Here is a 14,876-nt window from a genome sequence, read left to right as displayed (position 1 = left end):
GGGGGTGAGCACCGACCGCAAGCTGATCGACCCGGAACGCGTCGCGGCGGCGGTCGACGGGCTCGGCGACCGCGCCGTGATCGACGAATGGGCCCGGCGCTTCTCCGTGGTCGCCGACCCGTCCCGGCTGGCCCTGCTGGTCTCCATCCACTACGCCCGCGAGATCAGCGTCACCGACCTCGCCGCGGCGACCGGCATGACCGACACGGCGGTGTCGCAGGCCCTGCGGCTGCTGCGGGCCCACGGCTTGGTCACGCCGCAGCGCGCCGGCCGGGTGGTGCGCTACCGGCTGGCGGACGCGACCGTGCACGAGCTCATCCACCACGTGCGGCCACACGCCGCGCCCGGCGGCGCGGACCGGTAGCGTGCGGGCATGACGGGATTGCCCGAGACCATCACCGCCTGCCTGTTCGACCTCGACGGAGTATTGACCGGCACCGCGGTCCTCCACCGCGAGGCCTGGAAGCGGACGTTCGACGAATTCCTCCGCGCCCGCGACGGCGCCGGATTCGCCGAGTTCACCGACCACGACTACGCGGCCTTTGTGGACGGCCGCCCGCGCGCCGACGGCGTGCGGGAGTTCCTGCGGTCACGGGGGATCGTGCTGCCCGAGGGCGAGCCGGACGACCCGGTGGACGCCCCGACCGTCAACGGCGTGGGCAACCGCAAGAACGAGCTGGTCCTCAAGATCATCGACGAGCGCGGCGTCAACCCGTACCCGGGCTCGGTGCGTTACCTCGAGGCGGTCAAGGCCGCCGGGCTGCGGATCGCCGTCGTGACGTCGTCGGCGAACGGCGCCAAGGTGCTCGACGGCGCCGACCTGAGCAAGTACGTCGAGGCGCGCATCGACGGCATCGTGATCCGCGAACAGCACCTGAAGGGCAAGCCGGCGCCGGACTCGTTCCTGGCCGGCGCCGCGGCGCTCGGCGTCGAGCCCGCGCACGCGGCCGTCTTCGAGGACGCCCAGTCCGGCGTCCAGGCCGGCAAGGCCGGCGGCTTCGGGTACGTCGTGGGCGTGAACCGGGCCGACCAGGCCGAAGAACTGCGGGCCCACGGGGCCGACATCGTCGTCGACGACCTCGCCGACCTCCTGGAGGACCGATGACCGAACCGCACGGCTACGAATGCTCGCCGTGGGAACTGCGGTGGCGCGGCATGGACGTCGACGCCCTGCAGCGCACCGAATCGGCGTTCGCCGTGTCCAACGGCCACATCGGGCTGCGCGGCACCCTCGAGGAGGCCGAGCCGCGCGGGCTGCCCGGGACCTACCTCAACGGGTTCTACGAGCAGCACGAACTCCCCTACGCCGAGGCCGGCTACGGCTACCCCGAAGAGGGCCAGACCGTCGTCAACGTGACCGACGGCAAGATCATCCGGCTGCTCGTCGAGGACGAACCGCTCGACATGCGCTACGGCGCCGCCACCGCGCACGACCGGGTCCTGGACTTCCGCAGGGGCACGCTGTCCCGGACCACCGAGTGGTCGTCGCCGACCGGGCGGCGGGTCCGCGTGCGCACCGAGCGGCTCGTGTCGTTCACCCAGCGCGCGATCGCCGCCATCCGGTACGAGGTCGAGCCGCTCGACGAGGACCTGCAGCTGGTCGTCCAGTCGGACCTGCTGGCCAACGAGCCGATCGAGTCCGACACGAGTGACCCGCGGGTGGCCGCCGCGCTGGAATCGCCGCTGGTCGGCGAGTTCCACCGCGCGTCGGACTACAACGCCGTGCTGGTGCACCAGACCCGCCGGTCCGGGCTGCGGATGGCCGCGGCGATGGACCACAAGATCGAGGTGGACGACGGGATCCGGGCCCGCATCCACTCCGAGGACGACCTGGCGCGGCTGACCGTCGCGGTCGACGTGCCCAAGGGCGGGCGGCTGCGGATCACCAAGTTCCTCGCCTACGGCTGGTCCGCGCAGCGCTCGGTGCCCGCGCTGCGGTCCCAGGTCGAGGCGGCGCTGGCCGGCGCCCGCCAGACGGGCTGGAAGGGCCTGCTCACCGAGCAGCGCGAATTCCTGGACGACTACTGGGCCACTTCGGACATCGAGATCGAGGGCGACCCCGAACTGCAGCAGGCCGTCCGGTTCGCCCTGTTCCACATCCTCCAGGCCGGGGCCCGCGGCGAGAGCCGCGCGATCGCCGGCAAGGGGCTGACCGGGCCGGGCTACGACGGGCACGCCTTCTGGGACACCGAATCCTTCGTCCTGCCGGTGCTCACCTACACCATCCCGGACGCGGCGCGCGACGCCCTCCGCTGGCGGCACTCCACAATGGACAAAGCGCGGGAACGCGCGCACCAGCTGGGGTTGTGCGGCGCGGCGTTCCCGTGGCGGTCGATCAACGGCGCCGAGTGCTCGGCGTACTGGCCGGCGGGCACGGCGGCCTTCCACGTCAGCGCGGACATCGCCGATGCCGTCGTGCGTTACCTCAACGCGACCGGCGACGAGGAGTTCGAGCGCGACTACGGCACCGAGCTGCTGCTGGAAACCGCCCGGCTGTGGGCGTCGCTGGGCCACCACGACCGGCACGGCGCGTTCCGCATCGACGGCGTCACCGGGCCCGACGAGTACTCGGCGGTGGCGGACAACAACGTCTACACGAACCTGATGGCGCGGCGGAACCTGCAGGCGGCGGCGGAGTCGTGCGAGCGGCACCCCGACGTGGCGGCGCGGTTCGGCGTCGACACCGTCGAGCTGGACTCCTGGCGGGCGGCCGCCGCGACGATGTACCTGCCCTACGACGAAGAACTCGGCGTGCACCCGCAGTCGGAGGGGTTCCTCGACCACGACGAGTGGGACTACGAGCACACCGATCCGGCGCACTACCCGCTGCTGCTGCACTTCCCGTACTTCGACCTCTACCGCAAGCAGGTCGTCAAGCAGGCGGACCTGGTGCTGGCACTGCACCTGTGCGGCGACTCGTTCAGCGCGGAAGAGAAGGCGCGCGACTTCGCCTACTACGAGGCGAGGACCGTGCGCGACTCCTCGCTGTCGGCGGCGACGCAGGCGGTGGTGGCGGCCGAGGTGGGGCATCTGGAGCTGGCCTACGACTACCTCGCCGAAGCCGCGCTGACCGACCTGCACGACGTGCACAACAACGTGCGCAACGGCCTGCACATGGCGTCGCTGGCGGGCGCGTGGCAGGGCGCCGTGGCCGGGTTCGGAGGCCTGCGCGACCACGGCGGGACGCTCGCGTTCGCGCCGCGGCTGCCGCCGCAGCTGGGGCGGATCACCTTCCGCCTGATGTTCCGCGGCACCCGGTTCCAGGTCGAGATCGATCCCGACCAGGCCACCTACCACGTCGTCGCCGGCGCGCCCCTGGAGGTGCTGCACCACGGGGAGCGCATCACGATCACCACGGAGCCGCAGCGGTACGCCATCCCGAAGATCGACGCCGGCGCGCCGCCGAAGCAGCCACCCGGGCGCGCCCCGATGCGGCGCGACTCGGAAGCGGTGCGTCAGTACGCGGAGCCGGCCAACCCCATCACCGAGGAAGGTCGCTAGCGGCTTCCCGTCCGGGTGGGGCCTGGACGTCCTCGGTCCCACCCGGGCTCACGTCCGGGTCCGGCGCGGTCGGCACGTCGTGCGTCAGCTTGCCGGGGGTCGGGAGCTTCGGGAGCTCTTCGTCTTCGTCGTCGCGGCCGTGGAGGCGCTGCTGCTCGCTCATGCTTTCCGGAATACCCGGTTTTCCCGGCCAAGGCCAGCGGTTCAGGCCGCGTGCATCCCCGCCGCCGCGCGCGCCTTGTCCTGCAGGGTGAGCAGCAGGCCGTCGCGGGTCGACCACGGGCAGATCGTCACCTGGCCGCCGGCGACCGTCAGCAGCGCTTCCGCGACGATCGCGCCGGCCAGGGCCTGGTGGGCGCGGTTGCGCGAGATGCCGGGCAGTTCGGCCCGCCGCGACGGCGGCAGCGCGGCGAGCCGCGGGATCCACGCGCGAAGGTCGTCGAGCCGCAGCTCCTTGCACTTGCCCGGGCGGGCGCCGGCCAGGCGCGCGAGCTGCTGCAGCACCTTGGAGCAGCCGACGACCCGGGCATCGTCGACGTCGGCGGCGGCGAGGGTGGTGGTCACGACGTCGAGCGCGTGCGCGCGCAGCGCCTTGACCTGCTTGTTCGACACGCGCTCGGAGGGCAGCCAGTCCCGCGTCATCGAGCGGGCGCCCAGCGGCAGCGAGCGCGCGAAGGTGGCCTTCTCCCCGGAGCCGGCGGCCAGTTCGACGGTCCCGCCGCCGATGTCGAGCACGAGCATCGGCCCGGGCTCGGTGTCGTACCAGCGACGGGCGGCCAGGTAGGTCAGTTCGGCCTCGCGGCGGCCGGAGAGGAACCGCAGTTCGACACCGGTTTCGCCGGCGACGTGCCGGACGACGTCCGCCGCGTTGGCGGCGTCGCGGATGGAGGAGGTCGCCAGCGGGTAGACGTTGGTGACGCCGTGGCGGTAGGCCGTGTTCATGCCTGCCGCGACGGCGGCGGTGACGGCGGCGATGCCGCGGTCGGAGAGCCGGCCACGGCAGTCGAGCTCGCGGTCCAGGCGCAGCCGCGTCTGGTGGTTGACCACCGGTTCGCGGGGTGAGCCGCTGACCGGCACCACCACCAGCCGGGCGCTGAACGAACCGACGTCCAGCACGCCCACCGCGGGCTCGGCTCTTTTTCGCACTGCTCGGCGCACCTCACTTCCGCCTGATGAATATCCCCAGTTCAAGCATTCGAAACCAGCAATGATGTCCGATCTCACGCCGCTGCGCCGAACATTTCCGGAATTGCGCCTTCCGGTGGCGTGTTTTTGACGCGAAGGTCACAGCGAGGTAACCCGAACGAGTGAACCGGAGTGCAACCGGACACGATTCGGTAACGCCCGCGTCGCCCCCTGCGATTATTCGGACATCGGAACCGGCGTGGAGCAGGGGAAAGAGATGCAACGGCCCGAGCGGCTCGTGCGGCCGGCCGCCGTGGTGCTCGCGGTCGTGGCCGGGCTCGGCTGCGTCCTCCTCGGCGTGACGTCGGTGCTCGCGCCCCCGGCCGCCCCCGCTTCGGGCGCGCCCTCGGCAGCCGGAGCTCCGCCGGTGGCGGTGCTGATCCCCTCGCTGGGCCTGACGGCGAACCACGTGGTCGCCCTCGGTCAGGTAGGCGGCCGCCGCGAGCAGCCGGGCACGGCCATGGGCGTGGGCTGGTTCGCCGACGGGCCGGCGCCGGGAGCGCCCGGGGTGGCGGTGTTGTCGGCGCACGCGAGCTTCGGCTACTCCGCCGGAGCGTTCGCCCGGCTGGGCAAGCTCGCCCCGGGAGCACCGATCACGGTCCGCGACGCGAGGGGCCGGGAGTCCCGGTTCACGGTCCGCCGGACGGCGGTGTTTCCGGCGGGCGAGCCGGACAGCACGCTGGTGGCCCCGGAGGGCGCGGGACCGGAGCTGAGGCTGGTCACCAGCGACGGGACGTACGACAGTGCGGGCGTCGGCGGGATGCGGGTCGCGGTCTACGCAACCCCGGCGTAGCAGCGGGCCGCGGCCACCCGGCCCAGCATCACGGCCCCCGGCATCGTGGACGCGGCCCTGCCGCAGACAGCGCGCCCGCGACCCGGCCTCGGCTCGCGGCCGCCGCCTTCCGGCTGCGCGCACTCCGCCCAGCCCCCTCTCGCGGCCGGGACCTTCCCGCAGCGCGCGCACCCACCCGGCCCCGTCCCAAGGCCGCCGCTTTCCGGCTGCGCGCACCCACCCCGGCCCCGACTCGCGGCCGCGACCTTCCCGCAGCGCAGCGCAGCGCAGGCACCTCACTCAACCCGGCACGCCCAGCGGCGCGCGCAGGCACCCCAACCCCTCAAACGCGGAAAGCCACCTCGAGGACCTCCCTCGAGGTGGCCGCCACCCGCGTCGGACTCAGTCGATCAGCTCGCGCAGCTGCGAGACCGCCGCCACGCGGGCTTCGCGGCCCGGCTGCAGCGGGTTCACCACCAGGGTCGTCGTGCCCGCCTCGGCGAAGGCCGCCAAGCGCTCCTTCACGTAGCCCGCCGGGCCGACCAGGGAAATCGCGCGCAGCAGCTCGGCCGGGACCGCCGCTGCCGCTTCTTCCTTCTTGCCGTCCAGGTACAGGTCCTGGATCTGCTTCGCCTCGGCCTCGTAGCCGTAGCGGCAGGCGAGGTCGTTGTAGAAGTTCTTGCCCCGGGCCCCCATCCCGCCGATGTACAGGGCCAGGACCGGGCGCAGGTGGGCGAGCAGGGGCTCCACGTCTTCGCCGATGGCCAAGGCCACCGTCACGAACGTCTCCAGCTCGCCCAAGGCCGCGTCGCGCTTGGCCTTGCCCTCGGCCAGCGAGGCGCCCCAGACGTCGGCGGCCTTCTCCGGGTGGAAGAAGATCGGCTGCCAGCCCTCGGCGATCTCGGCCGTCAGCGCGACGTTCTTCGGCCCGATCGAGGCCAGCAGCACCGGGATGCGCTCCCGCACCGGGTGGTTGATCAGCTTGAGCGGCTTGCCGAGCCCGGTGCCCTGCTCGGGCGGCAGCGGGATCGTGTAGTGCTTGCCCTCGTGCACCACGCGCTCGCGGCGCCACACCTGGCGGCAGACGTCGACGATCTCCCGGGTGCGGCCCAGCGGCGCGTCGTACTTCACGCCGTGGAACCCCTCGATGACCTGCGGGCCGGACGCCCCGAGCCCGAGGATGAACCGCCCGTCGGAGACGAAGTCGAGGCCGGCCGCGGTCATCGCGGTCAGCGTCGGCGTGCGGGTGTAGATCTGGAAGATGCCGGACGCCAGCTGGACGCGCTCGGTCTTCGCGGCCAGGTAGCCGAGCTGGCTGACCGCGTCGAACGAGTACGCCTCCGGCACGAAGACGACGTCGAGGCCGGCCTTCTCCAGTTCGACGACGTCGGCGACGCTTTCGGCGAAGCCTCCGGAATAGCTGATCCCGGTCCCGATCCTCATGACATCCTCCCGTGCTAAGCGTGCGCTTAGGCTAGCCGGGAACCACCGTACCCCGCACGTCGCCGAAGCCGATGCGCGTGCCGCGCGGGCCGGGCGCCGTCGCGCTGATCACCACTTCGTCGCCGTCCTCGAGGAACGTCCGCGTGACGCCGCCGGGCAGCTCCAGCGGCTCTTGCCCGCCCCAGGACAGCTCCAGGAACGAGCCCCGCTGGTCACGCTCCGGGCCGGTCACCGTGCCCGAGGCGAAGAGGTCGCCCGTGCGCAGGCTCGCGCCGTTGACCGTCATGTGCGCCAGCTGCTGCGGAGCCGTCCAGTACTGCGTCGCGAACGGCGGGCTCGACACCAGGTGGCCGTTGAGCCGGATCTCCAGCGCCAGGTCCAGTCCCCACTTTTCGCCGGTCCGGAGGTACTCGAACGGCTCGGGATCCTGCGGCGGGCCGGCGACGCGCGCATGCTCCAGCGCGGCCAGCGGGACGATCCACGGCGACACCGACGTGGCGAACGACTTGCCGAGGAACGGGCCCAGCGGCTGGTACTCCCAGGCTTGGATGTCGCGCGCCGACCAGTCGTTGACGAGGCAAACGCCGAACACGTGATCCGCGAAGTCCGCTGTGGACACAGTTGTGCCCACAGTGGACGGAGTGCCGACGACGAACCCGACCTCCGCCTCGATGTCCAGCCGCTGCGAGGGGCCGAACGACGGAGCGTCTGCGTTGCGGGGCTTGCGCTGCCCGTGCGGCCGGACGACCGGCGTGCCGGACGCCACGACGGTGCCGGCCCGGCCGTGGTAGCCGATCGGCAGGTGCTTCCAGTTGGGCGGGAGCTCGGTCGCGTCCGGGCGGAAGATCTTGCCGGCGTTGAGGGCGTGGTGCTCGCTGGAGTAGAAGTCGACGTAGTCGGCGACTTCGAACGCCAGGTGCGTGGTCACCTCGCTCAGGGGTACGAGGTGCGGCCGGAGCTGATCGGCGTAGCGGGGTTCGGTCAGCCACTCGGTGACGCTCTCGCGGACTTCGCGCCAGGTGGCGGCCCCGGCGGCGAGCAGCGGGTTGAGCACCCCGGAGGTGAGCAGCGGGGCGAACGCGGCGGCGGTCCCGGCGGCCGCGGCGGTCAGGTCGAGCACCTGATCGCCGACCGGCACGCCGATCCGGCGCTCGGGCGCCCCGCCGACGGAGAAGACACCGTAGGGCAGGTTGTCCAGGCCGAACGGCGTGTCGTCGGCAAGTTCGAGCCAGGTCACGGTCACTCCTCGTCCCCGGCGGCCCGCGCCGCCACCCATTCGGCCACCACGTCCGCCAGCACCGGCAGCGGCAGGGTTCCGCTGCCCAGCACCGTGTCGTGGAATTCGCGGATGTCGAACGCCTCGCCCAGCGCCTGCTCGGCCTCGGCGCGCAGCCGCTCGATCTCCAGGCGGCCCACCATGTAGCTGAGCGCCTGCCCGGGCAGGCCCGCGTACCGGTCGATCTCCGCCTCGATCTCGATCCGGGCCATCGGCGTGTTGCCGACCAGGTAGTCGACCGCCTGCTGCCGGCTCCAGCCCAGTGCGTGCAGGCCCGTGTCCACCACCAGCCGCGCCGCGCGCATCGAATCCTGCGTCAGCAGGCCGAGCCGCGCCGTGTTGTCCGAGTACAGCCCCATCTCGTCCGCGAGCCGCTCGGCGTACAGCCCCCAGCCCTCCGCGTACGCGTTGAACAGGCAGATGCGGCGCAGCACCGGCACGCCGGTGAGCTGCTGGGCGAGCGTCAGCTGGAAGTGGTGGCCCGGCACGGCTTCGTGGAAGGCGACCGACTCGCTCAGCGTCCGCTGCCGCTGCTCCGCATCGCGGGTGTTGGCGTAGTACGTGCCCGGCCGCGAACCGTCGAGCGACGGCTCGATGTAGTAGGCGATCGAGCCGCCCTCGGCCTCCGCGTCGGGCACCGGCGCGACCTGGCACCGCTGCTCCGGCAGCCGCGAGAACCACTGGGGCGCCGCGGCTTCGGCCCGCCTGATCGTCGCGCGGGCCGACTCCAGCAGTTCGTCGCCGTCGCGCCAGCGCAGCGCCGGGTCCGTGCGGATCCGCTCGAAGATTTCCGCGAGCTCGGTCGTGCCGAACAGCTCGGCGCCCAGCTCGCGGTACTCCCCCGCCAGCCGCTCGATGATCGCCCGGCCGGTGTCGTGCAGCTCCTGCGGCGTGCGCTCGGTCGTCGTCTCGGCCCGGATCAGCGCCGCGTAGCGCTCCGGCCCGCCCGGCAGGTCGCCGATCCCCGGCGACGTCTCGGGCCGGGCCACCGGGACGACCTCGTCGGCCAGGAAGTCCCGGTACCGCCGGTAGGCCGGCCACACGACTTCGGCCAGCAACCGGTCGCGCTCGGCTTCCAGGCCGTGGACCGGCACCTTCAGCGGGTCGTTCTCCGGGGCGGCGAGGTACCGCTCGACGTAGCCGACGCCGTTGCGCGCCAGGAACCCCGGCGGTGTCAGGCCCTCGGCGAGCGCCGCCCGTTGCCGCTCGATCACCTGGTCCAGGTAGGTGCCCACGGCGGCGAGCCGGCTCAGGTAGCCGCGCGCCTTGACGTCGTCGTCGAGGATCGTCTGCGGCAGCTCCATGAGCAGTCTGAGGGCCGGTGCGTCCAGCCCGTCGCTCACCGCGATGTCGGCCCGGCCGGAGTCGAGCAGGTCGACATAGGTGCGGGCCTGCCAGATCACGACGTCCCGGGTGACGCGTTCGGCCGAGGTCAGCCCGGCCGGGTCGAGCGCCTCGGCCCGCGCGATGACGCCGGTGAGCCCGGCGCGGAACCGGGCGGCGGCTCCGGCCGTCTGGTCGGCGAGCTTGTCGTGGGTGCCCGGCAGGCCGTACAGCGACGGGAACAGCGGCTGCGCCTCGAACATCAGCGCCAGGCACTCGTCGGCGAGCTTGTCCGGCGTGTCGCGGCGCTGCGCCACCCACTCGGCGACCACGCCGGCCAGCACCGGCAGCGGCAGGGTTCCGCTGCCCAGCACGACGTCGTGGAACTCCCGGATGTCGAACGCCTCGCCCAGCGCCTGCTCGGCTTCGGCGCGCAGCCGCTGGATCTCCAACCGCCCCACCATGTAGCCCAGTGCCTGGCCGGGATCGGCGGCGTACCGGTCGATCTCCGCCTCGATCTCCAGCCGCGCCATCGGCGTGTGCTCGGCGAGGTAGCCGACGGCCTGCTGCCGGCTCCACCCGAGCGCGTGCAGGCCCGTGTCGACGACCAGCCGGCCCGCCCGCATCGAGTCCTGGGTCAGCATGCCCAGCCGCGACACGTCGTCGGAATACAGGCCCATCTCGTCCGCCAGCCGCTCGGCGTAGAGCCCCCAGCCCTCGCCGTAGGCGTTGACGTGCACGATCCGCCGCAGCAGCGGCAGGCCGGTGAGGCCCTGGGCGAGGCACTGCTGGAAGTGGTGGCCCGGCACGGCTTCGTGGAACGCGATCGCCTCGCTGGTGAACCGCGGGCGCTTCTCCGCTTCGTGCGTGTTCGCGTAGTAGGTGCCCGGGCGGGAACCGTCGAGCGACGGCCGCAGGTAGTACGCGATCGTGCCGCTCGCCGCGTCGGCCGCCGGAACCGGCTTGACCCGGCACTTCTGCTCCGGCACCCGGGAGAACCACTGCGCGGCCACGGCTTCCGCGCGGGTGATGGCGGCCCGGGCCCCGGCCAGCAGCTCCTCGCCGTCCCGCCAGCGCAACGCCGGGTCGGTCCGGATCCGGTCGAAGATCTCGCCGAGGTCGGTGGTGCCGAACAGCTTCCCGCCCAGCTCGCGGTACTCCTCGCCGAGCTTCTCGATCAATGCCAGCCCGGTTTCGTGCAGGTCCTGCGCCGTGCGCTCGGTGGTCGTTTCGACGCGGATCAGCGCGGCGTACCGCTCCGGCCCGCCGGGCAGGGCACCGATGCCGGGTGATGTCTCGGGCCGGGCCACCGGCGCGACTTCGTCGGCCAAAAACGCGCGGTAACGCGCGTACGCGGGCCGGACCACCTCGGCGAGCAGGCGATCGCGTTCGGCCTCGAAGCCGTCGAGGGCATACGGCGGCGTCACCCGCAGCGGGTCGCTCTCCGGCGCGGCGAGGTAGCGGTCGACGTACTCGATGCCGATGCGCACCAGGAAGCCCGGCGGCACCAGCCCTTCGCCCACCGCCGCGCGCTGCCGGTCGATCAGCGCGTCGAGGTAGCCGCCCAGGCCCGCGAGCCGGCTCAGGTAGCCGCGGACCTTCGGCTCGTCGTCCAGGACCGTCTGCGGCAGGTAGAGCAGCAGCTGCAGCGCGGGCGCGCCGAGCCCGTCGCTGACCGAGATGTCGGCACGGCCGGAATCCAGCTCGTCGATGGCCGCTTTCGCCTGGGAGAGCACGACTTCCCAGGTGACGCGCTCGTCGGCGGGTAAGTTGGTTGTGTCGAGGGCTTCGGCGCGCGCGGCGATCGCCGCGTACCCCGCTCGGAGCCGGGCCTGGGCTTCGGCACCCGGATCGGGCAGCTTGCCGTGGTCGCCGGGCAGGCCGAACACCGACGGGTACAGCGGCTGCCGTTCAAAGTCCAGCGCGACCAGCTCGTCGGCGAGCAGGCCGGGGGTGTCGAGCCGGCCGGCCACCCAGTCCGCGACCACCTTGGCCAGCGCCGACAGCGGCAGCATGCCGTGGCCGAGCACGACTTCGTGGAACCCGCGGATGTCGAAGCGCTCGCCCAGCGCCCGCTCGGCTTCGGCGCGCAGCCGCTGGATCTCCAGCCGCCCCACCATGTAGCCGAGCGCCTGCGCGGGCCAGGCGATGTAGCGGTCGATCTCCGCTTCGATCTCCAGCGGCGCCATCGGCGTGTGGTCGATCAGGAAGTCGATCGCCTGCTGCCGGCTCCAGCCCAGCGCGTGCAGCCCGGTGTCGACGACCAGCCGGCCCGCCCGCATCGAGTCCTGCGTGAGCATGCCGAGCCGCGAGACGTCGTCGGAGTACAGGCCCATTTCGTCGGCGAGCCGCTCGGCGTAGAGGCCCCAGCCCTCGGCGTAGGCGTTGAACATGCCGATCCGCCGCAGCAGCGGCAGGTCCCGCAGCTCCTGGGCCAGGCTGAGCTGGAAGTGGTGGCCCGGCACGGCTTCGTGGAACGCGATCGCCTCGCTGGTGAACCGCGGCCGCTTCTCCGCTTCGTGGGTGTTCGCGTAGTACGTGCCCGGCCGCGAACCGTCGAGCGACGGCTGGAGGTAGTACGCGATCGTGCCGCTCGCGGCGTCGGCCTCGGGCACCGGCGCGACCTCGCACTTCTCCGCCGGGATGCGCGAAAACCACTGCGGCGCCACGGCTTCGGCGCGGGCGATGGCGTCGCGGGCCGCGGACAGCAGCTCTTCGCCGTCTCGCCAGCGCAACGCCGGCTCGGTGCGCAGGCGCTCGAAGATTTCGGCGAGCTCGGTGGTGCCGAAGACCTTCGCGCCCAGCTCGCGGTACTCCTCCGCGAGCTTCTCGATCAGCGCCAGCCCGGTTTCGTGCAGGTCCTGCGCCGTGCGCTCGGTGGTCGTCTCCGCGCGGATCAGCGCGGCGTAGCGCTCGGCCCCGCCCGGCACGTGGGAGATGCCCGGCGCGGTGTCGGGCCGCCCCGCAGGCTCGACCTCCGTGCGCAGGAAGTCCCGGTACCGCGCGTACGCCGGGTGGACCACCTCGGCGAGCAGCCGGTCCCGCTCGGCGTCGAAGCCTTGGACGGCCGCCGTCGTGTCGACCTTCAGCGGGTCGCCCTCCGGCGCGCCGAGGTAGCGGTCGAGGTACTCGATGCCCACGCGGGCCAGGTACGCCGGCGGCACCAGCCCTTCGGCCAGGCTCGCGCGCTGCCGCTCGGCCAGGTCGGCGAGGAACGGCTCGATCGCGGCGAGCCGGGCCAGGTAGCCGCGCGCCTTCTTTTCGTCGTCCAGCCGGTAGAACGGCAGGTACATCAGCAGCGCGAGGGCGGGCGAGGTGAGTCCGTCGCTGACCGCGAGGTCGGCGGTCCGCGCGCCGAGCCGGTCGGCCTCGACCTCGGCGGCGGCGATCACGACCTCGCGCGTGACGGCTTCTTCCGGCGTCAGGCCGTCGGTCGCCAGCGCCCGCGCCCGGGCGGCGATGGCCGTGTACGCGGCCCGGAAGCGCTCCTGCGCCTGCCTGGTCTGGTCGGCGAGCCGGTCGTGGTCGCCGGGCAGGCCGAGGACCGACGGGTGCAACGGCTCCTGCTCGAACGACAGCTCGACGAGCTCGCTCGCCAGGCCGTCGACGGTGTCGCCGTGCCCGGCCACCCACTCGTCGACGACGGTGGCGAGCACCGAGAGCGGCAGCGGGCCGCCGGCCAGCACGAGGTCGTGGAACGCGCGGACGTCGAACCGCGAGCCGAGCCGCTGCGCGGCGTGGGTCCGGGCGCGCTGGATCTCCCGCCGCCCCACCAGGTACCCGAGCGCCTGGCCCGGCCAGGCGATGTAGCGGTCGACCTCGGACTCGACCTCGGGGCGCGACTCCGGGGTGTGCTCCAGCAGGTAGTCGATCGCCTGCTGCCGGCTCCACCCCAGCGCGTGCAGCCCGGTGTCGACGACCAGCCGGCCCGCCCGCAGCGAGTCGCCGGCCAGCATGCCGAGGCGGGCGATGTCGTCGGAGTAGAGGCCCATTTCGTCGGCGAGGCGCTCGCTGTAGAGGCCCCAGCCTTCGATGTAGGCGTTGAACATGCCGATGCGGCGCAGCAGCGGCAGCTCGCTGAGCCCCTGCGCGATGCTGATCTGGAAGTGGTGGCCCGGCACGGCTTCGTGGAACGCGGTCGTTTCGGCCATGTGCCGGAACCGCTCGGTGGCGTCGTGGGTGTTCGCGAAGTAGATCCCCGGCCGCGAGCCGTCGGCGGCCGGGCGCAGGTAGTACGCCGCGGGCGCGCCGGGCGCGACCTCCGACGGCACGGCTTCGACCGTGCACTGCTGCTCCGGGATCCGGCCGAACCACTTCGGGGCTTCCGCGGCCGCGCGGGCGACGGCCGTGCGGGCGGTCTCCAGCAGCTCGTCCGCACTGCGCCAGCGCAGCGCCGGGTCGGTGCGCAGGCGCGTGAAGATCTCGGCGAGGTCGTCGGTGCCGTAGACCTTCAGCCCCAGCTCGCGGTACTCGACGGCGAGCGCCTCGATGGTGTCGAGGCCGATCCGGTGCAGCTCGTCCGGGGTGAGCTCGGTGGTCGTGTGCATCCGGGCCAAGCGGGTGTAGGTCTCGTCGCCGCCCGGCAGCCACGACAGGCCGGTCCGGTCCGCGGGCCGCCCGTGCGGCTTGACCTCGGTGCTCAGGAACTCGCGGTACTCGGCGAAGGCCGGCCGGACGACGTCGGCGAGCAGCTCCTCCCGGCGCCGCTCGAACTCCTCGTCCGGCGCGGGCTGGCGGCGCAGCGGGTCGGCGTCGGAGTCGGCGAGGTAGCGGTCGAGGTGGGCGATCGCGGCGTCGACCAGGTGGGCCACCGGGAGCAGGCCGCCGGCGATGCCGTCGGCATGCCGCCGCGCGGCCTGGCGCAGGTACTCCGGGATGGCGGCCAGCCGGCCGAGCTGGGCCTCCGCGGCTTCGCCCGCCGTCACCGTCGTCATCGGCAACGCCATGAGCAGGCCGGCCGCGATCCCGACGGAGAGGTCGGTGACGGTGAACTCGGTCATCCGGCTGTCGATCGCCGCGATGCGGTTTTCGGCCGTGGTGATCAGCACTTCGCGCGTGACGCGGTCCTCGGCCGGGAGGCCCTCGGTCTCCAGCGCGCGGGCCCGGCCGAGGAACTGCGTGAGCCGGGCCCGGAACGCCCGCTCGGCCTCGGCGGACAGATCCGCCAGGCCGGGCTCCGCCGGCCGCAGGCCCAGCAGCGCCGGCGTCAGCGGATCGGCGGCGAACAGCGCTTCGACGAACTCGTCGGCGAGTTCGGTGACCGCGGTCATGGCAGGACCCCCAGCTTCGGCTGATGTGCTCACGGCCGACCCTAACGGAGATCACCGACAGAAACGCCCGAGCCGTTCGCCGGGGGCGGACCGCCTCGGGCAGCGC

The 14,876-nt window shown here is 72.9% G+C and carries 9 protein-coding genes; 4 read left to right on the top strand and 5 right to left on the bottom strand.

Annotated features, from left to right (window positions below; translation table 11 throughout):
* The first annotated feature begins 4 nt into the window (after positions 1-4).
* Genes ISP_RS15665 through ISP_RS15655 form a run of 3 tightly spaced genes read left to right on the top strand, consistent with a single transcriptional unit; the run spans position 5 to position 3,501 of the window.
* Positions 5-364 (top strand): ArsR/SmtB family transcription factor, encoded by a 360-nt coding sequence (locus ISP_RS15665; protein WP_013224845.1) that lies wholly within the window; start codon positions 5-7, stop codon positions 362-364.
* Positions 365-373: 9 nt separating this feature from the next.
* Positions 374-1,105, top strand: coding sequence for an HAD family hydrolase (locus ISP_RS15660; RefSeq protein WP_013224844.1), 732 nt, complete (start codon positions 374-376; stop codon positions 1,103-1,105).
* A complete protein-coding gene (locus ISP_RS15655) occupies positions 1,102-3,501 on the top strand; it encodes a glycoside hydrolase family 65 protein (RefSeq protein WP_013224843.1) in 2,400 nt (799 codons plus the stop codon). The genes ISP_RS15660 and ISP_RS15655 overlap by 4 nt, the downstream gene beginning before the upstream one ends.
* On the opposite strand, the gene ISP_RS15650 is transcribed toward ISP_RS15655, so the two are convergent.
* On the bottom strand, positions 3,482-3,664 hold the full coding sequence (locus ISP_RS15650) for a hypothetical protein (RefSeq protein WP_014466904.1): 183 nt from the start codon (positions 3,662-3,664) through the stop codon (positions 3,482-3,484). The genes ISP_RS15655 and ISP_RS15650 overlap by 20 nt on opposite strands.
* 41 nt (positions 3,665-3,705) lie before the next feature.
* Positions 3,706-4,647, bottom strand: a complete 942-nt coding sequence (locus ISP_RS15645) for a Ppx/GppA phosphatase family protein (RefSeq protein ID WP_034284362.1) — start codon at positions 4,645-4,647, stop codon at positions 3,706-3,708.
* 256 nt (positions 4,648-4,903) lie between these two features.
* Between ISP_RS15645 and ISP_RS15640 the strand changes: the two genes are divergently transcribed.
* Complete coding sequence (locus tag ISP_RS15640; RefSeq protein ID WP_013224841.1) at positions 4,904-5,479, top strand: class F sortase; 576 nt, start codon at positions 4,904-4,906, stop codon at positions 5,477-5,479.
* Positions 5,480-5,860: 381 nt separating this feature from the next.
* Here the strand turns inward: ISP_RS15640 and ISP_RS15635 are convergent, their stop codons facing one another.
* Genes ISP_RS15635 through ISP_RS15625 form a run of 3 tightly spaced genes read right to left on the bottom strand, consistent with a single transcriptional unit; the run spans position 5,861 to position 14,770 of the window.
* A complete protein-coding gene (locus ISP_RS15635) occupies positions 5,861-6,901 on the bottom strand; it encodes an LLM class F420-dependent oxidoreductase (RefSeq protein ID WP_013224840.1) in 1,041 nt (346 codons plus the stop codon).
* 31 nt (positions 6,902-6,932) lie between these two features.
* Complete coding sequence (gene fahA, locus ISP_RS15630) at positions 6,933-8,177, bottom strand: fumarylacetoacetase (protein ID WP_013224839.1); 1,245 nt, start codon at positions 8,175-8,177, stop codon at positions 6,933-6,935.
* The gene (locus ISP_RS15625) at positions 8,141-14,770 is read right to left on the bottom strand and encodes a DUF885 domain-containing protein (RefSeq protein WP_013224838.1); all 6,630 of its coding nucleotides are present in this window, start codon (positions 14,768-14,770) and stop codon (positions 8,141-8,143) included. Before ISP_RS15625 ends, fahA begins: the two co-directional genes overlap by 37 nt.
* Positions 14,771-14,876 lie beyond the last annotated feature (106 nt).

Source organism: Amycolatopsis mediterranei, from assembly GCF_026017845.1.
Classification (GTDB): domain Bacteria; phylum Actinomycetota; class Actinomycetes; order Mycobacteriales; family Pseudonocardiaceae; genus Amycolatopsis; species Amycolatopsis mediterranei.
The sequence above is the reverse complement of the archived record's forward strand: the minus strand, read 5'-3'. Positions and strand labels throughout refer to the sequence as shown.